This window comes from Bacillus sp. ISL-78 (assembly GCF_018613455.1).
Taxonomy (GTDB): Bacteria; Bacillota; Bacilli; order Bacillales; family DSM-1321; genus Peribacillus; species Peribacillus frigoritolerans.
The window spans coordinates 1-25,129 of the sequence record NZ_JAGGQC010000047.1 but is presented as its reverse complement, the minus strand read 5'-3'; the positions used below and the strand labels follow the sequence as shown (position 1 = coordinate 25,129).

General features: G+C 39.0%; 28 protein-coding genes. 9 read left to right on the top strand and 19 right to left on the bottom strand.

What is annotated here, in order from left to right:
- Positions 1 to 17 precede the first annotated feature (17 nt).
- The 8 genes from J7I96_RS26825 to J7I96_RS26790 form a co-directional block, all read right to left on the bottom strand.
- Positions 18 to 449 (bottom strand): CBS domain-containing protein, encoded by a 432-nt coding sequence (locus J7I96_RS26825; protein WP_214772711.1) that lies wholly within the window; start codon positions 447 to 449, stop codon positions 18 to 20.
- Between the two features lie 80 nt (positions 450 to 529).
- On the bottom strand, positions 530 to 1,366 hold the full coding sequence (locus tag J7I96_RS26820) for an MBL fold metallo-hydrolase (RefSeq protein ID WP_214772710.1): 837 nt from the start codon (positions 1,364 to 1,366) through the stop codon (positions 530 to 532).
- 326 nt (positions 1,367 to 1,692) lie between these two features.
- The gene (locus tag J7I96_RS26815; protein ID WP_214772709.1) at positions 1,693 to 2,673 is read right to left on the bottom strand and encodes an ABC transporter permease; all 981 of its coding nucleotides are present in this window, start codon (positions 2,671 to 2,673) and stop codon (positions 1,693 to 1,695) included.
- Positions 2,666 to 3,577, bottom strand: a complete 912-nt coding sequence (locus J7I96_RS26810) for an ABC transporter ATP-binding protein (protein ID WP_214772708.1) — start codon at positions 3,575 to 3,577, stop codon at positions 2,666 to 2,668. The genes J7I96_RS26815 and J7I96_RS26810 overlap by 8 nt, the downstream gene beginning before the upstream one ends.
- Entirely contained in the window at positions 3,574 to 4,368 is a 795-nt protein-coding gene (locus tag J7I96_RS26805; protein ID WP_214772707.1) for an SGNH/GDSL hydrolase family protein, read from the bottom strand. Before J7I96_RS26805 ends, J7I96_RS26810 begins: the two co-directional genes overlap by 4 nt.
- A 477-nt stretch (positions 4,369 to 4,845) precedes the next feature.
- Positions 4,846 to 6,057 (bottom strand): MFS transporter, encoded by a 1,212-nt coding sequence (locus J7I96_RS26800; RefSeq protein WP_214772860.1) that lies wholly within the window; start codon positions 6,055 to 6,057, stop codon positions 4,846 to 4,848.
- Between the two features lie 50 nt (positions 6,058 to 6,107).
- Entirely contained in the window at positions 6,108 to 6,500 is a 393-nt protein-coding gene (locus J7I96_RS26795; RefSeq protein WP_251025303.1) for an ATP-binding protein, read from the bottom strand.
- A gap of 13 nt (positions 6,501 to 6,513) precedes the next feature.
- Positions 6,514 to 7,119 carry an MHYT domain-containing protein gene (locus J7I96_RS26790; RefSeq protein ID WP_214923064.1) on the bottom strand — a complete coding sequence of 202 codons (606 nt, stop codon included), beginning with the start codon at positions 7,117 to 7,119 and terminating at the stop codon, positions 6,514 to 6,516.
- A gap of 528 nt (positions 7,120 to 7,647) precedes the next feature.
- Here J7I96_RS26790 and J7I96_RS26785 point away from each other — a divergent pair.
- Entirely contained in the window at positions 7,648 to 8,562 is a 915-nt protein-coding gene (locus J7I96_RS26785) for a YitT family protein (RefSeq protein ID WP_222619851.1), read from the top strand.
- A gap of 83 nt (positions 8,563 to 8,645) precedes the next feature.
- On the opposite strand, the gene J7I96_RS26780 is transcribed toward J7I96_RS26785, so the two are convergent.
- The 4 genes from J7I96_RS26780 to J7I96_RS26765 all read right to left on the bottom strand — a co-directional run bounded on the left by J7I96_RS26780 (position 8,646) and on the right by J7I96_RS26765 (position 13,142).
- Positions 8,646 to 8,840: a cold-shock protein gene (locus J7I96_RS26780; RefSeq protein ID WP_034307294.1), complete on the bottom strand. Its 195-nt coding sequence runs from the start codon at positions 8,838 to 8,840 to the stop codon at positions 8,646 to 8,648.
- A gap of 856 nt (positions 8,841 to 9,696) precedes the next feature.
- A complete protein-coding gene (locus tag J7I96_RS26775) occupies positions 9,697 to 9,903 on the bottom strand; it encodes a cold-inducible protein YdjO-related protein (protein WP_034307297.1) in 207 nt (68 codons plus the stop codon).
- Positions 9,904 to 10,027: 124 nt separating this feature from the next.
- Positions 10,028 to 12,154: a DNA helicase RecQ gene (gene recQ, locus J7I96_RS26770; protein WP_251029263.1), complete on the bottom strand. Its 2,127-nt coding sequence runs from the start codon at positions 12,152 to 12,154 to the stop codon at positions 10,028 to 10,030.
- 154 nt (positions 12,155 to 12,308) lie between these two features.
- Positions 12,309 to 13,142 carry a 3D domain-containing protein gene (locus J7I96_RS26765; protein ID WP_214772704.1) on the bottom strand — a complete coding sequence of 278 codons (834 nt, stop codon included), beginning with the start codon at positions 13,140 to 13,142 and terminating at the stop codon, positions 12,309 to 12,311.
- A 257-nt stretch (positions 13,143 to 13,399) separates the two neighbouring features.
- Here J7I96_RS26765 and J7I96_RS26760 point away from each other — a divergent pair, with 257 nt between their 5' ends.
- From J7I96_RS26760 to cotJC, 3 genes are read left to right on the top strand one after another with little or no spacing between them, the layout of a single operon-like run.
- Positions 13,400 to 13,633, top strand: coding sequence for a spore coat associated protein CotJA (locus tag J7I96_RS26760; RefSeq protein ID WP_311315192.1), 234 nt, complete (start codon positions 13,400 to 13,402; stop codon positions 13,631 to 13,633).
- A complete protein-coding gene (locus J7I96_RS26755; protein ID WP_034307303.1) occupies positions 13,634 to 13,900 on the top strand; it encodes a spore coat protein CotJB in 267 nt (88 codons plus the stop codon).
- A 13-nt stretch (positions 13,901 to 13,913) separates the two neighbouring features.
- Positions 13,914 to 14,483 (top strand): spore coat protein CotJC, encoded by a 570-nt coding sequence (gene cotJC, locus J7I96_RS26750; protein ID WP_048679126.1) that lies wholly within the window; start codon positions 13,914 to 13,916, stop codon positions 14,481 to 14,483.
- A 45-nt stretch (positions 14,484 to 14,528) separates the two neighbouring features.
- Here cotJC and J7I96_RS26745 read toward each other — a convergent pair whose 3' ends face one another.
- The 3 genes from J7I96_RS26745 to J7I96_RS26735 all read right to left on the bottom strand — a co-directional run bounded on the left by J7I96_RS26745 (position 14,529) and on the right by J7I96_RS26735 (position 16,177).
- Positions 14,529 to 15,401, bottom strand: a complete 873-nt coding sequence (locus J7I96_RS26745) for a CvfB family protein (protein WP_214772702.1) — start codon at positions 15,399 to 15,401, stop codon at positions 14,529 to 14,531.
- Between the two features lie 121 nt (positions 15,402 to 15,522).
- Positions 15,523 to 15,765 carry a response regulator gene (locus tag J7I96_RS26740; RefSeq protein ID WP_214772701.1) on the bottom strand — a complete coding sequence of 81 codons (243 nt, stop codon included), beginning with the start codon at positions 15,763 to 15,765 and terminating at the stop codon, positions 15,523 to 15,525.
- Positions 15,722 to 16,177 carry a response regulator gene (locus J7I96_RS26735; RefSeq protein ID WP_214772700.1) on the bottom strand — a complete coding sequence of 152 codons (456 nt, stop codon included), beginning with the start codon at positions 16,175 to 16,177 and terminating at the stop codon, positions 15,722 to 15,724. The genes J7I96_RS26740 and J7I96_RS26735 overlap by 44 nt, the downstream gene beginning before the upstream one ends.
- A gap of 482 nt (positions 16,178 to 16,659) precedes the next feature.
- Between J7I96_RS26735 and J7I96_RS26730 the strand changes: the two genes are divergently transcribed.
- Positions 16,660 to 17,850: an alanyl-tRNA editing protein gene (locus J7I96_RS26730; RefSeq protein WP_214772699.1), complete on the top strand. Its 1,191-nt coding sequence runs from the start codon at positions 16,660 to 16,662 to the stop codon at positions 17,848 to 17,850.
- Between the two features lie 94 nt (positions 17,851 to 17,944).
- On the opposite strand, the gene J7I96_RS26725 is transcribed toward J7I96_RS26730, so the two are convergent.
- Together J7I96_RS26725 and J7I96_RS26720 are read right to left on the bottom strand one after the other, a co-directional pair.
- Positions 17,945 to 18,358 carry a hypothetical protein gene (locus J7I96_RS26725; RefSeq protein WP_214772698.1) on the bottom strand — a complete coding sequence of 138 codons (414 nt, stop codon included), beginning with the start codon at positions 18,356 to 18,358 and terminating at the stop codon, positions 17,945 to 17,947.
- A 78-nt stretch (positions 18,359 to 18,436) separates the two neighbouring features.
- Positions 18,437 to 18,628 (bottom strand): hypothetical protein, encoded by a 192-nt coding sequence (locus tag J7I96_RS26720; RefSeq protein WP_034307314.1) that lies wholly within the window; start codon positions 18,626 to 18,628, stop codon positions 18,437 to 18,439.
- A gap of 140 nt (positions 18,629 to 18,768) precedes the next feature.
- Between J7I96_RS26720 and J7I96_RS26715 the strand changes: the two genes are divergently transcribed.
- On the top strand, positions 18,769 to 19,290 hold the full coding sequence (locus J7I96_RS26715; RefSeq protein ID WP_214772697.1) for a GNAT family N-acetyltransferase: 522 nt from the start codon (positions 18,769 to 18,771) through the stop codon (positions 19,288 to 19,290).
- 40 nt (positions 19,291 to 19,330) lie between these two features.
- Here the strand turns inward: J7I96_RS26715 and J7I96_RS26710 are convergent, their stop codons facing one another.
- Positions 19,331 to 21,592 carry a HelD family protein gene (locus J7I96_RS26710; protein ID WP_311315193.1) on the bottom strand — a complete coding sequence of 754 codons (2,262 nt, stop codon included), beginning with the start codon at positions 21,590 to 21,592 and terminating at the stop codon, positions 19,331 to 19,333.
- Between the two features lie 348 nt (positions 21,593 to 21,940).
- Between J7I96_RS26710 and J7I96_RS26705 the strand changes: the two genes are divergently transcribed.
- Positions 21,941 to 22,180 (top strand): hypothetical protein, encoded by a 240-nt coding sequence (locus tag J7I96_RS26705; RefSeq protein ID WP_214772696.1) that lies wholly within the window; start codon positions 21,941 to 21,943, stop codon positions 22,178 to 22,180.
- A gap of 186 nt (positions 22,181 to 22,366) precedes the next feature.
- Here the strand turns inward: J7I96_RS26705 and J7I96_RS26700 are convergent, their stop codons facing one another.
- Positions 22,367 to 22,768 carry an RDD family protein gene (locus J7I96_RS26700; protein ID WP_214772695.1) on the bottom strand — a complete coding sequence of 134 codons (402 nt, stop codon included), beginning with the start codon at positions 22,766 to 22,768 and terminating at the stop codon, positions 22,367 to 22,369.
- Positions 22,769 to 23,112: 344 nt separating this feature from the next.
- Between J7I96_RS26700 and J7I96_RS26695 the strand changes: the two genes are divergently transcribed.
- Both J7I96_RS26695 and J7I96_RS26690 read left to right on the top strand, forming a co-directional pair.
- Positions 23,113 to 24,732, top strand: coding sequence for an ABC-F family ATP-binding cassette domain-containing protein (locus J7I96_RS26695; protein ID WP_034307325.1), 1,620 nt, complete (start codon positions 23,113 to 23,115; stop codon positions 24,730 to 24,732).
- 198 nt (positions 24,733 to 24,930) lie between these two features.
- Positions 24,931 to 25,129 (top strand): hypothetical protein (locus tag J7I96_RS26690; RefSeq protein WP_215048200.1); only part of this gene is annotated, 199 nt, incomplete at its 3' end.

Genomic DNA, 25,129 nt, shown 5'->3' with positions numbered 1-25,129 from the left:
TAACAGAGTTTTGGTTTTTAATGCTGAATTTGATCTCTGTCTTCGGAAATTGAACTTAAAGCGTCTCCAGCCATTGAATTTGTCTGTTGGTGTACAGCAAGATCACCTAATGCAACGACACCGACCAGCTTTTCATTCTCAATGATAGGGAGCCTTCTGATTTGTTCGGTAGCCATTAACTCCTCAGCTTCCTCCACTGACATATCGGGCGTACCTGTTACAAGATTGGTGGAAATGACATCGGTAATTCTAGTCGAGTTCGGCTTTTTCTCGGCAACACAGCGAATGACGATATCCCTGTCTGTAATGACACCGATTAAATGGTTATTCTCCAATACAGGAATGACACCAACATCTTCATTTTTCATTTTGACTGCTGCTTCATATATATTATCCTCCGCAGTGCAACAGTCAACGTCTGTTGTCATGATATCTCTTAAATTAGTCACGGAAATCCCTCCATTTTTCATAAGTTGCTTGTTTATTTTTGACTTTTGTAGAGAAATTATTCATTAAAAACGTTCACCTTTCATTCCACATATTTCCCATGATCCGGTTTAGCTAGTGAATCGAATTCCTTTGCAAGTTTCGCTAAACCCATTTCAAGTTCTTTCCCTTCAACAGGATACCCGTGCCCCGTTATGGCAACAGCGGGCTTCAGACCTTCCAATAGACATACCGATTCTTTGGCAGCCTCCCAATCGGTTGTTAAATACCGCGGCGGTCCTGCTATTTCTTTCTCCTGAGTGATAACCTTGTATAGGGAATCTTGCCTGACATTCACAAAAGCATCTCCAACAATCAAACTTCGGTCGCTATCACGGAAAAGTGAAATATGTCCTTTCGAATGGCCAGGTGTGTGAACCCATTTCCAATCACGAAGCCCGGGAACACTATGATCATCAGGCAATGGTTGAACTTTTTCATCAAGGTTGATTCCCTCATTCGGAAATATCGATGAGATTTTGGCGACCATCCCCCCTTCAACAGTTGGATCCGGTTCGGGGTAATTTTCCTTTCCCGTTAAATAAGGCATTTCTTTAATGTGGGCATAAACAGGAGCCTCCCAATATTCCATTAACTCAATAAGTCCACCAACGTGATCGAAATGTCCATGTGTCAAAATAATTGCAGCAGGTGGTTTTTGCGGTCCGTATATTTCTTCAGCAGTATTCTTTATTGCCTCTGCTGAACGCGGCATCCCTGCATCAATCAATACCCATTTATCATCTTTGGGTGACCCTACAAAAATTACATTAACGATTTGGACGGACAGACAATATATATCCTCATTTATTATCTGTACATCTCCACTGGAAATTGAAGTCATTGGCATGAATTTTTCATTCAAATGATTATCATCCATTTATTTTTATCCTCCCATTTTGAACATACTGTTTTTTAAAGGATACCCTGTACGAGAAAATAAAAAACAACCTATAATTTATATAGGCTGTCAGACTGCAGGCAATTTCGAAAGCAAGCCTACAATTTTTTTAAAAAAGGTGGAGTTGATTTCAGAAATCCGGTCCCTTTCCGCCGACTGTCTGCCAAGCTTCTCGCCGCAAGCATCTTTGGACTGACTAGACGGTTAAACCGATTCTTTTTTTAAAAATCATGGTTCAGGGCGCGACACTTCCGAACCAATTATGTCAACAAACTGATACAGCTTAAAATTTATATAGGCTGTTCTCAGTATACATCCCTCCGGGTAAATACTGTAAAAGATACAATCAAAGCAAGCGCCCACCAAACGAGCAGGGTAATGACGGACGATATTAAAGTCATCCCTTCTATTGGCGGAGCCGTTCCGCTAATATAAGCGGTCAATTTCAAATTCACCATAAAGAAATATTTCGCTGATTCCCATGATGAAACCATATTGTTCAATATAGCCCCGGAAATCAATGCAGCCAGCATGATGCCCATGCCTGCAGGGGTGCTTCTCACCAGTACCGAAAGCATGAAAGAAAGGGTCCCTACAACAACCGCCACCAGCCAGACAAGTCCCAAATCCATCAATAAGAATTTCCATTGTTCCACTAACCTTACTTGGCTGACATCCACATCAGCCCCCTTCAATTCAAATCCGGTTATTACAGGAGCTCCCCAACCTTGATATCCGAAAACGATACCCGATAATAGGTAAGACAATAAGGCTGTCACCGCCACGATAATCGAAACCGATAATAATAATGTTACATATTTGCTTAATAAGATTTTCCAGCGCTCCACTGGCCGTGTCAGTAAAAGCTTGATTGTCCCTTGACTATTTTCGGAAGAAACCATATCACTAGCCACAATCATGATTAACAGCGGAATGAATAAATCGATTGCATTTTCCAAAAACATGCGTGTAAAAGTGGCTGCGCCTGGTTCAGAGGGATTGATATCATGATCGAGATAATATTGCTGCTGCTTCAGACTAACTTGCAGCTGTTCACGCCACTCATCGAGCATCCTATTGGAGCCCAATCGATTTTGAGTATCAATGATTTGCTGCTGAAGAGCTGCACGCCAATCATCAGTTCCCAACTTCTCCCGCTGCTCTTCCACTTGTTTGTATTGGGCATATGTAAACATCAGGACTAAAATACCAACTATGAGACCGATTATGATTAACCGTTTCTTTGCCAGCAACTTCATCATTTCATTTTGGACCAAGTTATTCAATACCCGCACCTCCCCCCGTAAGTTGCAAAAACAATTCTTCCAATCCCGGGAGCTTTCGATTCATTTCATGCACCCTCACGCCTGCTTGGTTAAGAGCAGCATTCCATTCAGGTGTCTTGAGTTCATCATAGGCTGTAATGATATGTTTTTGATCTAAGGTAATTTCGGTGAAGTTGCTAAGAATTTCCGCGCCCTTTTGAATAGGTTCCACCCGCCAGAATATCCGCTCCTGCGTGGATAATAAGCTCTCCACTGTATCCGTTTTAATAATTTCCCCACCTTTAATGATTGCGACCCGGTCACAAAGTTGCTGGATTTCACCTAATAAATGTGAGGAAACCAGAACGCTCATACCTTCTTCTTCAGCCAACTTTCTGATGAATTGCCGCATTTCACGGATTCCGGCAGGATCTAGCCCGTTAGTCGGTTCATCCAAAATCAATAGTTTAGGGCTGTTCAGCATGGCCTGCGCGATTCCTAAACGCTGCCTCATTCCTAACGAATAGGTCTTCACTTTATCGTGAATTCTCGCTTGCAATCCGACGAGATCAACAACCTCGTCCATTCTTGTTTCATCAACATCAGGTAACATTCTTGCAAAGTGGAGTAAATTATCCCACCCGCTCAAAAATGGATATAACTCTGGATTTTCAACGATGCATCCCATTTGCTTCATAGCCTTCGTAAAGTCCTGACGAACATCATAACCGCATATATGGATGGAACCCGAGGTTGGCTTAATTAAACCGACCAACATCCGGATCGTCGTCGTCTTGCCTGCTCCATTCGGTCCTAAAAAGCCGAAAACTTCCCCTTCATTCAGCTCAAAATCAATTCCTTTAATAATTTCCCTTTTGCCAATCCTTTTTTTTAAGTCCCTGACAGACAATGTCACCTGTTTCATCGTTCCACATCCTCCCATTTTATTAAAGGAGCAACTCTATCAGCAATTAAACGATATCCCTTCTTATTAGGGTGAAATTTATCCGAATACAAATACTCATTTACCGACAGTTGAAATAAATCAAAAGTTGGAACGAAAATTGCATTTTCATAAAGAGCCACGACTTCCGCCGTTTCATTATTCCAGTCCCGTACGATGCGATTCGTATCAAAGTCTTCATCCAAATCTATAAACGGATTATACAGCCCAAGCAACAAAATGGTAGCTGTATCATTGACTTTATTGATATCTTCAAAAATTTCATGCAAATTTCCCAAGAAATTCTTTTGTGATACAGTAATAGCTTCACGATCATATTCAAGCAGGGTCTTGCCTTTTTGAAATAAATCGTTACCCCCGATTGTAACTAAAATAACATCAGCAGCCTGGATTTGGCGCTTCACTTCCGGTTGTCTCACTTGCTGTACCAATTCTTTAGACACTTGCCCATTGATTCCGAGGTTATGAATGATTGGTTTTCTATCGTATTCACTCTTTAAATCTTCAATAACAAGCCCCACATAGCCTTTCCCTGTTTCATCACCTGTGCCGCGGGTCAATGAATCGCCTATCGCAACTACCGTAAAATCATCGGGAAATTCATTTTTTTCAATGGTGGTTTCTTCAATCACTTTCTTATCGGAAGTTCCCTTTCCATAATGGTCCATAATCGCCCACCCTAGACAAAATAAAAAAAACAGGCCTATAAAAGCTGATACGATAGTAATGGCCAACACTTTTGGTTTGCTCAAAAACACTCACCCTTCCATACATTCTCTATCTTCCATTAAATCATATTATTTCCAAAAATAAAAAACTGATTGTTTTGGTTAAAATCCCCAATCCATAGAAGTATATCTTTTATAAACTTACCGCGGAAAGGGATTACAAAAGGGGTTCTCTCTAAATTTTTAAACAAAGTCGATTGGAACGGGCGTTCGAGACTTCTGAAGGGAACCGTTCCAAGGGAGGACTGGAAGGCTAAAGTGCCGCGGAAAACGAGTGCCTTTCATTCCAATCTAGGTGTAAATTCTACACACCCTAAAAAAATTGGAGACAAATCCATTTTCAGCGAATTTGTCTACCTGGGGGTTTGAATGAACCCCACGCCCTTTCAAAGAATGTTCATTCTGCTTGATCATTTAGCCTGCCTTCTCTCAAATTTGTAATAGAATAGAGAAAGACCTCTTCACCATGATAGGCAAAGAGGTCCCTCGCTTTATTTTCCCTCATTTTTCGATTATACCTATGGGTTTCCCCATAACTTTTAATTTTTTTTCATAACTCATTAGCCATATTGTAAGCAGCATTCCAATCAGGGTGAGTAAACCATAAAATAAATAGACCGCATATATTCCTGATTTATCCAAGATTATTCCGCCGCTGAAGGTACTGAACCAGTTACCCAATCCATTGCCTATGGCGGAGTAAAGCGTTATTGCTGTTACTGTAATACGTACAGGGACAACTTCCCTAATATATTGTAAAGCTGCAGGAATGAATAAGCCAAGTGAAAACCCTTGAATGATTGAAGACACATATACGGTAGCCAAACTCGGCTCGGTGAAGTATAAAACCCAGCGGACCAATGAGGCCGTTCCAGCCAATAAGGTAATTGGCAGCAGGCCTATCTTATGAATCCAGGTACCTGCGATTCTCATAAAGGGGATTTCCGATAATACAGCTAAAAGGAACGCAATGCCAATTCCTGTATATGTCCCTCCTCTTGCCTCTACAAACAAACCATAGTAGACGTTATTTGCTAGATTAGGACCAAAAAGCAAGAACGTTATAGCAAGAAAGATAAGAAATCGTTTCATGGTGATCAATTCTTTCATTCCACCGAAAAGCTTCACCTTTTCCCCAGGCTGCTCTTCGGGCAAACGAAGAGCCAGACTAGCCGCAATCAAAAGGCCGAAGAAAAAAGCATAAAATATCACGGAAGGACCCATGAAGGATTCAGATAATTTTCCCATTACAAAAACGGCCACACCGTAACCAAGTGATCCGTATAAACGGATTTTCCCATAATTCGATTTGATTTTCGTTGTATATTGAAGGGTGATGCTATCTGAAACTGGTATTATCGCACTTTGAAAAATAGCCAAAGCGACAGCAACGGATACTATAAGTAAATAATGATCGAACAGCAAGTAACCTAAACCGAATACACCCGCAAGCACCGACGTCATTGCCAGTATTTTTGCCGGTCTCCCGCTCCAATCACAGACAATCCCCCAAAAAGGTTGAAAAACGATCATCACTATTGGTCCAACTGACATGATCGTACCGATTTCAATACCTGACAAACCTGCCTCATTGGCTAAATAAACGCTTAATAGCGGTGTTAAACTTCCTACTGCAAAAAATGAAAAAAGGTAAAAAACCTTCAAGCTAATGATATTGACTTGCTTTTGTTTTTCCAAATCCGGTTCCCCCATGCAGACATCTTCTACAAACTGTTGATTTTTTTTCATTGCCTCTTATTAGGCTAAATAGGGAGCACAATATTAAAGACTGTACCTTTATTGACCTCGCTCTCGACAAAGACATTTCCCAAATGGCTTTCTATGATTTTAAAGCTGATCATTAAACCTAACCCATTACCAGATTTTTTCGTTGTGAAAAATGGTTCTCCCAGTCTCTTAAGCTGCTCTTGCGGCATCCCAATTCCTGTGTCGGCAATGGATATTTGCACTTTATCCTCTTTAATTTCAGTCATGACTTTTATGAACCCACCGTCAGGCATAGCTTCCATACCATTTTTAATGAAGTTCAATATGACTTGTTTTAATCGATTCTCATTACAACGAACGAAGATCTCTTCGTCATTACACTCCGAAATCAGCGTGATGTCCTTCTTCCTGGCTTCAAACTCCGGCAAAGATACAACATTTTTAATGATCTAAAGCATAACGGATATCGCTTACAGTATTATCACTTTTTGCTAACCGCCGGCCCACAATCGTACTTGAAGCTATCAAGCTGGCAAGGATGAATAATGAAACGGAGCATGTAAGATAAAGCATAAATGGAGTGAGTGGGACAAATTCACCCGCTTCATTTTTCGCGTTAATCGGTAACACCCTTACAAAAAGATAATAGCCTTCAATGATTGCCCCACTCATCAAGAGAGTACTGACTGGTTTTAGCGAAGATTGACTTAATTTATTAAAATGAAATAATATGGCAAGTGCTGCTACAAATAAAATAAAGATGCTGAAAAGCGTACTGAAGACCGATAATGGGCTAAAGTGCAAAGAGTGGTTTAATGAAGATGTTCCCATTAAATAATTAGATAATATGGCCATCGTAAACATGGAACCGCAAAAAACGATTTGCAGTACTTGTGTTTTATACGAAATGGCCAATAAGCCAACCCCTGCGAGAGCGATCGCTAATGCTAACGAAAAAATTATTTTAGAAAAGTTGTATGCTGCCATTCCTGAATTATCGAGGGTGAATATGACAACAAAATTAAGCGTCCAAAAAGCCACTCCCATAGAGCAGCTGCCCCCTATATACACAAGGAGTTTATATCTCTTTATCGTCAGTAATGTTGTCAGTAAATCAAACGCCGTATAACAAGCCATTATTATCAAAAGTACTGCAATCATAAAGAGAACAGGATTTGATGCTACAATTGATTGTTCCATTTTTTTTACTTGATCACCTCAAACGTTCTATTCTCCTATATTGTAAAGGAAATTCATAGTACCTCAAAGGTTTTTTATTTCATTATTCCTATTTATTTACACATCGATTCTTTCGGAGCACCCCATATCTCAAGAAAATGCAGGTTTCTTTCATAAATTCAATAAAATTAGAAATACTATTGTTTTATATGGAGTAGAATAAGAACACATGGTAATGACAAGCATTAACAACCCTGTTTCTTCATTCCAGGACGTAATCAATGATACCAATAATTATTCAGGAATATATGAATCAAGAATGTTAATTTCTTTATTTAATTATACCTCTAGGTTTATAATTAAATAGAACCTATATAGAGAGAAGGAGTGGGTGGCATGATTATGTCAGACCTGGCAGGTGCAAGTACAACAGAAATTATGCAAAAGAAGACCCAGCATAAAAAATTAACACTGAGACAAATTTTACAGAGAGGTCTATTAATTACAATCGGTGCGGTTTTGATGGCTGTCGGTCTCGAGATTTTTTTAGTGCCGAATAACGTAATCGACGGGGGCATAACGGGTATATCGATTATGTTATCTTACATCACTGGATGGAAGCTCGGAATCTTTCTTTTCATTTTGAATCTTCCTTTCTTTTTTATCGGTTATAAACAAATCGGCAAAACCTTCGCATTATCTACCCTTTATGGAATTTTAATCCTTTCCATTACCACTACATTGCTTCATCATGTACCAGCTTTCACTCAAGATATCCTCCTAGCGTCCGCTTTCGGCGGAATGATTCTTGGCATTGGTGTTGGAATGGTCATTCGATATGGCGGCTCATTGGATGGTACAGAAATACTTGCTATACTAGCTAGTAAGAAGCTCCCTTTTTCCGTTGGGGAGATCGTCATGTTTTTCAATTTATTCATCCTGGGCAGTGCGGGCTTCGTATTCTCGTGGGATCGTGCCATGTATTCAATCATTGCTTACTTCGTGGCATATAAAACGATGGATATCGTCATCGCAGGTTTGGACGAATCCAAATTTGTCTGGATCATCAGTGATGAATTTAATGATATCGGTGAAGCCATAATGAATCGCCTTGGACGGGGCGTAACCTTTTTAGCAGGCGAAGGTGCTTATTCCGGTGATGATAAAAAAGTCATCTTTTGTGTCATAAACAGGCTTGAGGAAGCTAAACTTAAAGAGATAGTCAAAAGCTTCGATCCATCTGCATTTCTTGCTGTAGGGGATATCGCGGAAGTCCGAGGCGGTCGATTCAAGAAAAAAGATATCCACTAATCATTCATCTGCTTTTTGCTTCATCTAATTGGCAGAAAGATAAAAAAAGCTGAAGGGGATCCCCTTCAGCTTTTTTTATAGCCCTAATAGTTTCTTGGATTGTTAATTGCTTGAAGCATTCTGGTGCCGGGTTTCATCTCGCTGCTACATAACGGACAAACGTGTTCATCATTACTTGTAAAGTTATCGCGAATCCAACCTTTGCAATCTTCTGATGTACATTCCCACACCTTTGTTTCTTCAGGAATGATTTCTTCCGTATTATTTCTTCTATACATATATCTCACTCCTTAGAATTGAATTGACTCCGTCCTGCATAACAGATCACAAGCCATAAAGATAAAAGAAGAATAGATGGCGTTTAATCTAAATTGTGAGTAAATAACCATTCGCAAATCTAAGTATGATTATTGTTCTTTCAACCAAACTTTTTGAATGGTAAGAACTTGAGATTACGGCATGAATTTTTCATATCTCAGTTATCATTATATCATATATATGATTTATATATTTGAGGAAAGATTCTAAAAAAGAAAGTATTCCCCAAAATGAAACACAGTCCCGGACTTACCCTTCAGATAATCGAGACTGCGCCTGTTTAAGAATCCATTCCATATGGTTCTTCCTGCCCGTTCGTTGAACATTTCAAAAGCGAAGCGAGCACGAGAGTAATTTTTAATGCCAAAACCTAAAACAATGAAAGCCCTGCCTCTCTCCCATCCATACGGTTCCTAGACCGTGCCTGCGAGAATCAGATAAAAGCTTGTAAGTACATGTTTATTAATTAAAACCGTCCGTAATTCCAATTGGGTAGATTAAATTCCAAAAGACAAATGGTACATAGAAGTAAGTTAATGAAGAACAGAAATGGATCGAGGAAAATACTTGGTGATAACATGTATTTCTTTTTTCTAAATGTGTTTAACTTGTTTCTACTTCATCATGAAAATGATGAAAAATTATTTTATTAATAAAAATGTTACTTTAAATTACCCTCCAGTGCATTCTTTTCATAACACTGAAATTTAATATTAACATAAATATCTTTATATGTAAAGCATTAATCCAAGATAAAAACACTCCGCCATTCTTCCTTCTCAAAATAAAAAATAAAGAGGCTATGATTCACCTCTTTTATTTAAACGCATTATACTCATTTTCAATTTTTGGGAGCTCCCTGATTTCTTCAACCAATTGACTTCCACACATTGGGCAATCATAGTTTTCCGAGGCAAAATCTTTTCTCATCCAACCATTGCAATCCGCTGATCCGCATGCATATACTATCGTATCTTCCATAACTATTTCTGGTTCCTCTGAATTCTTTTTACCAAAATACATGAGCAACCTCCTCTTTTTTATAAAGACTCTGATTAAAGGAGCGAAATTTCACCTTTTTATCATTCCTAGTATACGCATTAAACCAAATTCTTATTTATTCAATGAAGAAATTATCCAAAAAACCTTAACACCCTTCGTTTTCCAACCCTGCTTTAACCAAGATCGCTTTGATCATAAAGTAGGAAATATGTTCGGGCAGGGCTTCTTTAAGTGGTTTCAATTTTTCTGAATCCAATTGTTTCGCAGTTTCCAAAACAAGATCAAACTCTTTATCCAAGAAAATCTCATCCCATTTAATATCCAAGTTTTCTTCTGCACACTTTAGTAAATGATTTTCAATTGAAATGGAAGACAGCCCTCTCAATGCCCCTATTTCCTTGATTGATTTGCCTTCCTGATATAAGCGATAGGTCTCTAAGTGAGATGGTTTAGTCGTTCGCTTTACCGTTTCCTTTGTAATCATAGTATTCGTTTCCAATTCAGGATGTGCCTGTACATACTTGGAAATACCTTGTAAGAACAGATTTCCGAAGCGTTCGAATTTCTGCATGCCTACCCCTTTGACTTCCAGGAATTCCTCTTCCGTCCTCGGCAGTTTCACGGCCATATCTTTCAAAGATGCATCGGAAAAAATAATGAATGGAGGTACATTTTCCTTGCTTGCCAATTCTTTTCTTAACTGTCTAAGCTCTTCGAACAATCCATGATCTGCGCTGATGCTGCTTACTTTTTTTATTTCCTTACGCAGGACTTTTTTCTGTCCCAATAGCACTTCCCTGCCAGCATTGGTAACTTTAAGAACCGGAAACTGTCCGCCCGTCATTTCGATATACTGTTTTGCTGTCAGGAAATCAATGAAATCACCAACATCCTTCGCAGTTTGATCATTGATGATACCATAGGTTGAAAGCTTCTGGAATCCGAACTCTTCAATTTTCTTATTGCGTGATCCCGTAAGCACTTGGGAAATCATCGTTTTACCGAATCGCTCCCCCATTCGCAACATACATGAAAGGACCATTTGTGCCTGTGTAGTTACATCAACAGAGTCACGTTTATCTGTACAATTTTCGCAATGACCGCAATCTTCAGGGTTTTCTTCTCCAAAATATCTAAGAATGAAGGCTTGCAAACATCCTTCGGTAAAACAATAATCCTTCATTCTGTTCAATTTCTTCAATTCCTGGGATTGCCACTCCTGAGAGGGATTTGATTGATCAATCAAGAAACGCTGTATCTGCATATCCTGAGGGGAATATAAGAGGATACATTCACTCTCCAAACCATCCCTCCCTGCACGGCCCGCTTCCTGATAATAACTCTCCATGTTCTTTGGAGTTTGGTAATGGATGACGTATCTAACATTCGACTTATCGATTCCCATCCCGAAGGCAGATGTCGCTACCATCAAGGGAACGTCATCACGAATGAATTGATCCTGCTGTTCCGACCGTTCTTTTTCATTCATGCCAGCATGATATCGACCTGTTTTGAATCCGGCCTTAATAAGCTTGGCATACAAGGAATCGACTTCTTTCCTGGTTGCTGCATATATAATACCCGATTCATTTTTGTTTTTCTCCAAATAGCGCATTAAAAACCGGCTGCGATTTTCTTCTTTCACAACGGAAAAGAACAGGTTATCTCTGGAAAATCCTGTGGATACTGTATGCTGTACAGATATTCCGAGCGACTGACATATATCATCGGTCACATGCGGTGTGGCAGTTGCCGTTAAAGCCAGTACAGTCGGAGCGGATGGCATGTTTTTCAATAAGGTTTTGATTTTTAAGTAGCTTGGCCTGAAGTCATGCCCCCATTGAGATATACAGTGGGCCTCATCAATGGCAACCATAGAAATTTCCACATTAAATAGATCCTGTTGAAATGCAGGATTTTCCAAACGTTCAGGTGCCACATAAACCAGCTTATATCTACCGTGCTTAATATCGTTCATTCTATTGGATGATTCTAACCCAGAAATGGAGCTATTAAGAAACGTGGCATCAATCCCATTTTGTTCGAGGGCATCTACTTGGTCCTTCATCAAGGAAATTAGTGGGGATATAACGAGTGTTACACCTGGTAACAGAAGGGCTGGAATTTGGTAACATATTGATTTACCTCCGCCGGTAGGCATGATTCCTGCTGTGTTTATTCCTCCCAACACCTGTTCGATAATCTGTTCCTGACCTTTTCGGAATGACTCATAACCAAAGTATGCTTGTAAATATTCCCGTGCTTTTTCCATCAATTTACTATTCCTCCTATTTAACTTCTAAGGATTTATAAGGATCTATTTCTTCTATTGTAACTGCTTTTCCCGACAACCTAAAGGACAAAAAGCAGACACAATATGTCTGTGTCTGCTTTTTCAATATATAAACATGTTTTGCATGGCTAAATTAATTCAGGATTTGCACTTTAACGTTTTTAACGCCCCAATTCACGGCATCCTGTTCGTTTGAAACAAATATGTCGACTCTATTCCCCTTGATGGCACTGCCTGTATCGGCTGCCGTTGCGTAGCCATAACCTTCAACATAAACCTTTGATCCCAGCGGAATGACTGATGGGTCCACAGCAATCACCTTTGCATCAGGATTAGCTTTCAAGTCCACTCCTGTTGCTGTTTTTCCGCTGCAGCCTTGACAATCAGCCGTATAGGCGGTTGCACTAACAGTAATCTCTTTTCCAGATTCCGCTTGATCTTGGGATTCATTGTTTGAATCTGCTGGTTCCGATTGTTCAACCGGCTTTGTTTGTTCTGCCGGCATTGTTTGTTCTGCTGGCTTAGATTGTTCAGCTGGCTCGGATTGCTCTGCTTGTGCAGCTTGCTCTGATTTCTGTGCAGGCCCTACACTTGCAGCTTCGACTTTGTTAGCTGCCGGTTTAATGACAATTTCTTGACCAGGATGGATTGTATCTGAACTTAAACCGTTCCAAGATTTAATATCATTTACCCCTACATCATATTTGTGTGCAATTCCCGATAATGTGTCCCCTGACTTTACTTTATAATGCTCTTCTTGAGAAATATGTATGGTTTCTCCGGCATAAATCGCGTCTGAAGACAAATCGTTCCAAGACTTAATATCTTCTACTGATACTTTATATGTTTGAGATATCCCCCATAATGTGTCTCCATCTTTCACTTTGACATCTTCTGCTTGTACCGGAATTGTGAATGCACCGGATATGGCAGCCGCTGCCGCTAACGATAAGATTGATTTTTTCATATGTTGTTACCTCCTTGTGAGCTGCTTTATAAGCTACGAGTTAAATCTTAACATAGTTTTTTTCTATACAAAGAACAAACAGATAAAGAATAGATGACAAACATCACAGTAAGATAACGGGACTATAACAAGATTTTATAATATTCTGAAAAGACATCATTTTCCATATAATTCCCTTCTCAGGCCACAGCAGTCATATTATGCATTACCGAGGCATAAAAATTAGAGGCTATATCTTTACAAAGGAGGTATTTTTTGTGAATCGCGAGAAGACTTTTACCCTAGTTAAGTCATATAAACCTTTCCATAGTAAATTCGATCCGTGTCCGCCTATTGGGAGAAAGTATTACAGGACACCTCCTAATTTGTATATTAATTTTCAACCGCCCAATATGGAGCAGTTCACACCGGAAGAAGCTTTGAAATACGGTACACTTTGGAAATTCTTTTATGATTTTTATGATAATCCATATCGGGAAAGGGAGACGTAAATGAATAAGAAACTGGATGATGAATATTATCAGTTGCTCGAACAAATACAGGCTGCCGATTTCGTACTTGTCGAGTTGACTCTTTATTTGGATACACATCCTAACGACCAGCAGGCTTTACAGCAATTCAACCAATTTCATGAATACTCCCAACAACTGAAATCGGTTTTTGAGCCTAAATATGGTCCATTATTGGGATTTGGAAACAGTCCAGGCGGTGAAAATAAATGGGAATGGGGCCAAGGCCCTTGGCCATGGCAGGTATAAGGAGAGATGAGCTATGTGGGTTTATGAAAAGAAGCTGCAATATCCAGTTAAAGTAAGAGACTGTAATCCCCGTTTGGCTAAATATTTAATAGAACAATATGGTGGTGCTGATGGTGAGTTGGCTGCAGCACTCCGTTACTTAAATCAACGATATACAATTCCGGATAAAGTCATTGGCCTGCTTACGGATATCGGAACGGAAGAATTTGCCCATCTCGAAATGATCGCCACGATGATCTATAAGCTTACAAAAGATGCCACACCTCAGCAGATGGCAGCCGCCGGGCTAGGGGATCATTATGTCAATCATGATAGTGCCCTTTATTATCATGACGCAGCAGGGAATCCATGGACCGCCACTTATATCCAAGCAAAAGGAGATCCGATTGCAGATTTATATGAAGATATCGCCGCTGAAGAGAAGGCCAGAGCAACCTACCAGTGGTTGATTGACATATCGGATGATCCTGATATCAATGATTCACTCAGGTTTTTACGCGAGAGGGAAATTGTCCATTCGATGAGGTTCAGGGAAGCTGTGGAGATTTTAAAAGAAGAAAAAGGTAAAAAGAAGTTCTTTTAATGAAATTCACAAGAAAAAAGCAGCGGATAAAATCCGCTGCCTTTTTCATTTACGGTCTGAAGAATATGTCCATCCATCTTCCTGGTAAATCTTTTCTTCTTTCATCAGTTTGCCGAGAGCACGCTTGAACGCTCCCTTGCTCAAACCGAAGTGAAACTTGATATCATCAGGTGGCGTTTTGTCACCATAAGGCATTGCACCGCCGCGATTCATTAAATAAGTGAAAATGACATCAGCATCTTCCCCCATTAAATCTTGTTTAAAGGGGATTAAAGAAACGTTAAGCGTTCCATCTTCTTTACTATCAATGACGCGCCCTTCAACTAATTCACCCAGACGGGGCTCCTCCTTGCGTTCACTTTCGTGAATGAAACAGCGGTACCCTTCTTGTGAAATAAAGAATGATCCAACCATAAGCAAACGATAGACATTTCCCTTAATACTGGTGTTACGAATCCCTTTTAATGGAGCTGTTACTGCAATCTCCTGAATGACATCTTCGGTTGCAAGTTTACCAAACAGGCGATCATGACGATCTGTCTTCAGGGATACATATAGACGATCACCAACCTCAGGCCATAATCGATCTATATTCGGAAGGTCGTCCAGGGATACAAGAATATCTTTCGAAAGACCGATGTCAACAAAAACACCAAGTTTCCTTTTCACATTGACAACTTCCGCCCAGCCATACTGATCAATCTGAATTTCGGGAATCTTCATTGTCGCTGTTAGCCTTGCTTGTTTGTCATGGTAGATGAACACAGTTACTTCATCGCCAATCTCAAGTTCCGTTCCTTCATTCATTTCATTATGATGAAGTAAGACATCTTCTGAACCATCCGTTAAAAACCATCCGAAATCAGCCTTACGTTCCACTTCTAACACTACAGCCATGCCGGCCTGAATTTTTTGCATGAATAAAAATCCTCCTGTAACTTACCTTTACCTACAATTGTACCCAATTATTTATTTTTCCAACATATTTGAATTTATCATTTTTTTGATGTTCTGTATACCTATTACGGTTTTTTATTTTTTAACCTTTGTTTTCTTCATGAAATCCCTGCGGGATCAGTATCTGCCCTTGTTTACCGTTACTTAACAAGGTATGCATGATCACTTTGGATAATTGGCTCGGTTTATAAGGTTTAACTAAATAATCCTTAGCTCCCAAGGGAATCCCCTTCTCCCTTTCGTCAAGTGCGGTAGATACAAAAACGGGAATCTCATTCAAATCAGCGGATCCTTTTAATTCCCCCAGGATCGCCCAGCCGTCCATCTCTCCCTCTTGATTTTCGGTATGAAATATTTCTCGTTAGCAGATGAATCTCCTGAAGGATTTGAAAAGCATCCTTTGCGGGTAACTGAATATCAAGAATCAGGCAATCGCGCTGCATTTCAAAATATTGATTTGTGGCTTTGACTGGGTCCGCATTCGTTATGAACATCCATCCCTTATCCTCCAATAGATCTTTCAATAAAATCAACATGGAAATATCATCATCAATGATCTGGATCAGCGGGGCTTGTGAATTGCGGACAGGCTTTGCTTTTACTTCAACTTCATCGAAATGCTCATATTCATATGCATGTTCAATGAGCTCAAAAAGGAAATTCCTAAGTTTCGTCCGATTCCAGACCCGCTCACTGTCTTCATCAAGTCCATCCAATAGCTGTTCGGTGATGGCCATAAGTCCGCATAATTGCAGCGTTGCAGCGTTCCAGCCCCCCTTGGACTGAATGCAGAAAACGGAATATCTCTTGAGCAGGAATGGTCTTTCCTACATCAAGCTCCAGCCAATCAGAAATTTTATTTTTTATATTCCCAAATAAGCTATTTTTCCATATTTAAGAGATTCACTTCATATCACTTACCCTTCCAACCCAAATGTCCCTATGATTATCCTATTCCCAACCTCTTAAACAATGATCTTTTAACTATACAAATCTATTTAATGTGTTCTTAATAGACCTAAAGTTATATACTTTCAGAAATATTTCACATCATAAAGTGCAGTCTATAAATAGATTATTGCCATCTTGCCCCATTTATTTAGGATTGTCATAAAGTATTGCTTTTTTCCCTGACTAATCTTCTAAAACCCGTGATTTTATACTCTAGTATTTCGGTGATATAATTTAATGATCAACTGAAAGGATAAAGAATTCATTCATGACAAAAAAATTGTATTACACGTCCACCAAGACTTCCCAATGGGATACCAAAATTCGGGAGACCCTTGTAGAAAATGGCTTTTACTATATCACACTTGAAGAAACCGCTTTTTATCCCGAAGGCGGCGGTCAGCCAGCAGATACTGGGAAAATAGAAGGAATCACCGTTCTTGAAGTTATAAAAGACAATGCTGGAAAGATTCTTCATAAGATGGAGAGACGGCCAGATTCAGAGATCGTCCACTGTGAACTTGATTGGTCCCGCCGCTTCGATCATATGCAACAGCATAGCGGCCAGCATCTACTCTCTGCTGTCTGCAGGGAACTGTTTGACTCTAATACGGTCAGCTTTCACCTAGGAAAGGAATATTTAACGATCGATATAATGGCAGGATTTCAATGGACTGAAGTACATACGGCTGCTGCTGAAAAGCTGGTTAATCAATATATCATCGAGAATCGCGAAATACTTATCTATTACGTGACAAACGAGCAGCTACAGACACTTCCCGTCGTCAAAATGCCTAAAGTGTCTGAAAATATCCGTATTGTTGAGATAGAAGGAATTGAATATAACCCTTGCGGTGGAACTCATGTAGGGCGTACCGGTGAGATTGGGTTAATAAAGATTTTCAAAGCGGAGAAGCAGAAAGAGCTTACCCGTCTCTACTTTAAGTGCGGCTTCAGGGCATTGAATGATTATTCCGAAAGTCTAGGAATTCTTTCTGCATTATCGACTAAATTCAATACCGGACGCACAGAGATCCTGAATAGGGTGGAGAAACTTGAAAATGACTATAAGCAGCTGCTATCGGCAAATGAAAACTTAAAACTTGAAAATGCAAATTTTCTTGCTGACTCCCTGCTTGCAGAAAATGGAGGGGGATTCATCTCTCATATTTTCGAAGATAGCTCAATGAAAGAGCTGCTTTACCTTGCAGGTACGATTGTAAAAAGAGAAAAGGTTACCGTATTATTAGCATCACGCAAGGAGCAAAAGGTCATCCTCTCGCACAGCGGGGACAGTCCCTTTCATTGCGGACAATATTTCAAAGCGGAACTGGGCTCATATAATGGAAAAGGCGGAGGGAACGAACGAACTGCACAAGCAGGCTTTGCGTCAAAAAATGACTTAATTGCATTTTATCAATACTCAGTTGAAAAATTAGGTCAAAATCCTCGTGCATAAAGTCGATCCGTAATGGATGGCGAAACGTGATGATCATGGAAATCATGACTTCTCAAAATTAGAAAAGAGAGGACAGATTACGTCCTCTCTCTTTTTATTCTTCTATTTTCAATTTCCCTAACCCGTGTTCTTCAATATGAAGATGATATTTTTCCTCGAGCTCCATGATACGTTTAAACGCTTCCTCTTGATTGTATTCGTGGTTTTCCGACTCCTCGGCGAACTCTTTCCTAGCCAAATGGTAGGCAAGCTTATCCCTGAACACTCCATCTTCGTACTCATTTATGACTGTATGTAGTTGATCCTCCAATTCCCTGCTCAGATCATACATTTCGTAATCCTTTATAAACTGTACTCCTTCCTTGTCGAAATCTTTTGCAAAGGAATTGATATACTGTTCCATCTCACTGAATTCTTTATTATCTTCAGTATCGGAAGCAACCCAATATCCGTACTGAACCATTTTGAATAATGTTTCATACTGTTTCTTGGTAAAATTGATTTTCATTGACGATACTCCTTTTCCGGTTTCCTTACAACAAAAAGAATAAACCGCAATGGAACAAAAGTCCAATGCGGTTCATTCTCAATCCAATATTTCGGTTACAGAAAAATATGCTGCTTTTTCCGTATCTACGACGTAATGGCAATCGCCTTTAACTAAATTATAATAACGGTGCTTTTGAATATTTGAAATCATTTGAGTTGAATCATCGCCTTCAACCTCATGCTCTAGTTCTTTGCCGCCCGGAAAATAAAAACCAACTTTCAATTTCATCTTTCTCATCCTTCCCTTCATCTGGTTGATCACTCTTTTATTTCTTATCCTTTCTCATGCAGTTATAAACATAAATAAAATGCTTATTCACTTTTTCCATGATATTCTAGGGGAAAATATGAAAATCTGAAGGTGTTTTTATGAAGATAAGGAAAGCCATAGAAGAAGATGTAGATGGAATAGCAATTGTGCATATAAACAGCTGGAAAACTACTTATAAAGGAATCCTTCCGGATCAATATTTGTCTTCCATGAATCTGGAAGCCAAAAAGAAAAACTGGCTAAGGAATTTAAAAATGTTGCATAATGCTACCTTTGTTGCGGAAAACGCCAATGGGGAAATCATCGGTTTCGCTGCCGGGGGACCAGAACAAACGAATGATCCGCATTTTCAAGGTGAAGTATATGCCATTTATTTTTTAAAAGAATATCACCAACAGGGACTTGGACGAAAAATGATAAAAGCGGTCATACATGAGCTTGTGAAAATGGAACATAAGAATTTAATAATCTGGGCATTAAAGGATAACCCCTCATGCGGTTTTTACAAAGCGCTTGGAGGTCAAGTGATAGCTGAAAAAACCGTTAAAATGGCAGGCGTCGAGCTTATCGAAGTCGGTTTCGGATGGGAAAATATCCAGGATATCTTTTTGCATCTGTGAGCATTTCACGAGGAGGTGGTGGCATTCCACCCTCCCCCTTTCATGTCTCAATAAGGAAAGCATTTTTCTCTTTACCTAAAAAATATAACCTGTGCAATGGCCTTGTCATTGTTACGTACAGCAATTTGATATCAAGTTCATTTTCGTGACAATACGCTTCTTCGAGTGATATTGCAAATACGACATCGAATTCGAGACCTTTGGCTTGATAGGAAGGAACAATCAATGTTTTATCTTTAGGGATGTTTCCCGCTTCATCTATTATTAAATGAAAACCTTGATGGAATTCACTTAGTTTCTCATTTGCCAGCTTGCAATCTTTCATCGTTTTGGCAATAACGGCAAACGTTTTAAAACCTTCTCCTTTAAGGGTTGCAATCAGCTCGATCAGTTCTTCTTCCCAACCTTCCTTTTCGATGTAAATGAATTCTGGATCCTTGCCATGCCGGACCACGGGTTCAACTTCGGGGAAATCGTAAGTTAACAACTGAAGTACTTCATTAGCTTGTTTCATAATTTCAACAGTTGTTCTGTAGCTTTTTTGCAATTCAGTATACGTCGCCCGAGGGAAAATACGACTGTGAACCTCTTCCCATGTTTGAAGTCCGCGGTATGAATGGATGCCTTGTGCAAGGTCGCCTACAAGTGTGAACATATCGGTATCCACTGCCGTCTTTAGGGCCTGTAACTGCATGAAGCTATAATCCTGTGCCTCATCAATGACGACATTTTTTGCTTTGTTTTCTTTATCGACACCGAAAAGCCGCTCCTGAAGATATAATAGTGCTCCTAAGTCCTCCATCTCATAACTATTAGCAGAAAATAATTTATGATTGTACTCACATAAAACCCTGGCATCTTCAACAGTAAGCTTACCGTTGCTGTATGAGGCGAGACGCTCCGGATCTTGGTATAATTCCTGATAGTACTCCAGGAGATCTTTACTTTTAAATTGCTTAAAATACGCTTTTACAGAAGTACGGATCGCCTTTTGGATCTGTCCTATCCTTTCCTCTTTTTTATCAAGGCATTTTGTAACAAATTCCTTACGTATGACTGGATCGATATTCTTATAGATTGCCTTCTCAATTTTGGCATCATAAAGATCAACAACACGTTCAAGCATTGTTTTCTTTTTTAATTTCACTTCATTTTGTAAAATGGCCTTCAGTTTGTCCAGTCGGCTGTATAACGGTAAATACCAATAATCCTCTTCCAATAATCTAATGAACTTCTTAGCGGAATAGAGGCGATATTTATCACAATAAAAATCAGCATCCGGATGAAACCCACTGAAAATATCCTTTATATATTCGTCCAATATATATTGAAAGGCAGGGGATCCCTTCAGACCTGATATCCATACGGCTGAATTAATTTCTTCATCATCCTTTTCCAGCAATCGTGTTAATTTATCATCCGCTATAAGCTTCACTTGCTTTCCTATCGCTGCCTGAACATATTCGGAAAACGTGAATTGTTTTACCTTTTCAACACCCAATTCAGGTAAAGCTTCAGATATGTAATCAATGAATACCCGGCTCGGAGCAAGAATCATTAATTGTCGCGGATCGAACAAGTCTTTATAGTGGTAAATGAAATAAGAGATCCTATGTAAAGCGATTGTGGTTTTACCGCTACCCGCTGCGCCCTGGACAATGATAGGTTTATTCAAATCTGCCCGAATGATTTTATTCTGTTCTTCCTGGATCGTGGTAATGATATCCGTCAATCGATTGCTGGAACTCTTGGAAAGGGATTCCTGCAACAATTCATCCGTTGTTGTCAAATCAATGTCCCTAATCTCTTCCAAGACACCTTCTTCTATCATCAGCTGTCTTTTTAAAGTGATGTTCCCGCTGAATGTCTCCCCTTCCGCTTCATATTCTATTTCACCAATCCGTCCCTCATAATACAGATTTGCAATCGGTGAACGCCAATCGACGATAATCTGTTCCTGGCTTTCCCTCTGATAAAGAGATGCTTTTCCGAAATAAAGGACTTCGCCTCTCTCCCCATCATTCCTTTCAAAATCCACTCTTGCAAAGTAAGGTTTTTTACTTGCTTTGCGTAAACTTTCAAGTTCAGTTTTGGACATCTCAAAAAAGTTGGCCGTCGTCAGCAGCTGTGAATATAAGGCTGATTCAGACCAATCGGCATCGCCAAAAGCTTCTTGTATATTCCGCTGGAATTGATCTTTGCTTGTTTCTGATGTTTTGATGACAACATCGATATAACGTTTTGTAAAATCCAGCCGCTTTCGTTCCTGTTCAAAATCAGGGTGATTACCCAATGAAATCACTCCCCTTCCTTGTATATTGATCAATCTTATAAAAAAGCCGATACTAAGACGAAATGGACATTTATACTATCAGAAAAGCCAATGGTTGACAAATCTGGAGACATAGAATTATATAGTTGTAATGTACCTTCCATGATACTTCATATAATTCGAAGAATAATTGAAATATTCCAGATTGGATTTATCTATGGTATGTTGACTTATGCTGGGACATTCATAGTTATGCCTTTCTTATGTAATTGTCATCAACTCTTAACATAAATAACGCTAATTTAATGTTTTATTGGAAACTGACATTATATAATTAAATGACAATTACATAACTTTTTTAAGAAAGCGGGTCCTGTCATGGAAATAAATCAAAAACAACCAATGCTATCCCCTAAATTAATCCATGAACTTGAAATTTTATCATCCAAAACACAATCGCCTATTTCTGAATTACTGGAAATATCCGTAATTTCACTGCTGGAAAAAGTGAATAATACCAAAGAACTCAATGTTGGACTTAATAATAAAGAAATGATTTTAAGAAATAAAATCATCATCAATCAAAATAAAGAGGTTTTGAATAACAAAAGCACTTGACCATTAAGGTTAAGTGCTTTTTAGCTTCCTAACTGCCACTGTATTAATGAAATATATATTCTATCATGGTTTCTGATGTAATATGTATACTTAAATACCCCTACAATAAAGTATTCAGCAAAATTTCCTTCATATTTTAAAAAATTCCGCAAAAAAAAAGCAGCTATTAAACTGCTTATCCGTAATTCATGGTTCATTTGATGTCACGTATGTACCTGCTATGAAATCATGTATCGATCTATGGTCTTTCCTTATGCCAACCATGAATGCACTGACAATAAACCCTATCCCTAATGTAATGGCATACACCAAAGCAGCAACTAAATACCTTAATAGCATAGTGCCTATGCCTAATTTTTTGTCGTCCATCCTTACTATGCGTATTCCCATAATCCTTTTACCAACTGTATATCCATACCATAGTATCGGGACAATCACCATGTAGAGAAAGTTAAAAAGCGTTGAAAAATCTTCATTTTCCCAATCACCGGTAATCACCCCGAAAATTATCGCTAATGGTGCTGATACTATTATGCCGTCCAAAACTCCTGCGAAAAGACGTTTCCAAAAACCTACTGAATCACTCATATATGTTCCTCCCGTTGTTTTAGTTACAGTTACCTATATTACCAATTATAAGGTTGTTGCGTAATGAGCCTTTATGCCCATAATCATAATCAAAAAAAAAATAGTACTTACATTTATAGGTGACAATTTATAAACAAAATTAAATCCTTGTGTAATTTTTGCTTATAAACGTTTGTTTTTACTAATCTGCCTTTAATTTTCCTAAGAAATAAGATACAATTTAAATGATGCACAGTTTAAAACATATAAGATCGTAAACTGCTGTTTGCATGAATCAGCGTAGAACTAATGAAATAAAGTGTTGGACACGTTGAAACAAAAGTATTTTGGAGGAATGTAAATAAATGATTACAGTAAATAATGTTGGTTTACGTTATGGCGATCGTAAACTGTTTGAAGATGTTAATATAAAATTCACTCCTGGTAACTGCTATGGCCTGATAGGTGCGAATGGTGCCGGTAAATCCACTTTCTTAAAAATCCTTTCCGGTGAAATTGAAGCACAATCCGGCGATGTCCATATGGGGCCTGGAGAACGCCTTGCCGTTCTAAAACAAGATCACTTCGCTTATGAGGAAGAAGAAGTCCTAAAAGTCGTCATTATGGGACATGAAAGATTATATGAAGTCATGCAAGAAAAAGATGCGATTTATATGAAGGAAAACTTCACGGACGAAGACGGAATGAAAGCGGCCGAGCTTGAAGGGGAATTTGCCGAATTAAACGGATGGGAAGCTGAACCCGAAGCTTCAATCCTCTTAAAAGGCCTTGGGATTACAGAAGACCTGCATACGAAGAAAATGGCTGAATTGAACGGTGGCGACAAAGTTAAAGTATTGCTTGCCCAGGCACTATTCGGTAAACCGGATGTTCTATTACTGGATGAGCCTACCAACCACTTGGACTTAAAAGCGATCAAATGGCTGGAAGAATTCCTAATCAACTTTGAAAACACTGTTATCGTTGTTTCCCATGACCGTTACTTCCTTAACAAAGTTTGTACACATATCGCGGATCTTGATTTCGGTAAAATCAAAGTTTATATCGGTAACTATGACTTCTGGTATGAATCAAGCCAGCTAGCCCTTAAACTGACTCAAGATGCAAATAAGAAAAAAGAAGAAAAAATCAAAGAGCTTCAAAATTTCATCGCGCGTTTCAGTGCCAATGCATCCAAATCGAGCCAGGCGACATCCCGTAAGAAATTATTGGACAAAATCAGCTTGGATGACATCGAGCCTTCTTCACGCCGCTATCCATATGTCGGCTTTACTCCTGAACGTGAAATCGGGAACGACCTGCTTCGTGTAGATGGAATCTCGAAAACGATTGATGGCGTAAAAATATTGGATAATGTCAGCTTCACGATGAATAAAGGCGACAAAATTGCATTTGTCGGTAAAGATGAGATTGCTAAAACAACAATGTTCAAAATCTTGGCAGGTGAAATCGAACCGGATGGCGGCTCATTCAAATGGGGCGTTACGACCTCTCAGGCATACTTCCCTAAGGATAATGCTGAATTCTTTGAAGGTGTCGATTTAAATCTTGTGGATTGGCTCCGTCAATATTCTCCTAATGACCAGAGCGAAAGCTTCCTGCGCGGTTTCTTGGGCAGAATGTTATTCTCTGGCGATGAAGTCACGAAAAAGGCAAGTGTACTTTCAGGGGGCGAAAAAGTCCGCTGTATGCTTTCCAAAATGATGTTAAGCGGTTCGAACGTCCTGATGCTTGATGAACCTACCAACCATCTGGATTTAGAGTCGATTACGGCATTAAACAACGGTTTAATAAGCTTTAAAGGATCTATGATCTTCTCTTCTCATGATCATCAGTTCATCCAAACTATTGCGAACCGGATCATTGAACTTACTCCAAAAGGTACAGTCGATAAGCAAATGAGTTATGATGAGTACCTTGAAAATGGCGAATTGCAAAAACAAGTGGCTGAAATGTACAAATAATACTTTTATGAAAGCACATCCTTATTGGATGTGCTTTTTTCGTTCCCGATTCTTGCTGCCTGCATTTATTTCATGCCTTTAATGTATTGAAGGCATAAAAAACACGCTGCAATAAATATAATAATATTCCCTGAAAGATGAGCACTGAATAATTTCATGGATAAAAAGGTATATTGGTAAGGAAGGAGTGAGTTAGAATTGGATGGACATACAGTGAAAAATATTTTTGATGATACAGGATACCTTTTTTTATATGATAAATTCAGTTATCATTTTTATATATCCGGATTGTTCGATCTAGTTGAACAAGAAAAAGTAATCTCGGATTTTTTAAATTCTTATGGCTTCGATGATAAAAACCCTCTCTTTTTTGACGACTTTTCCTATTACTTTAATT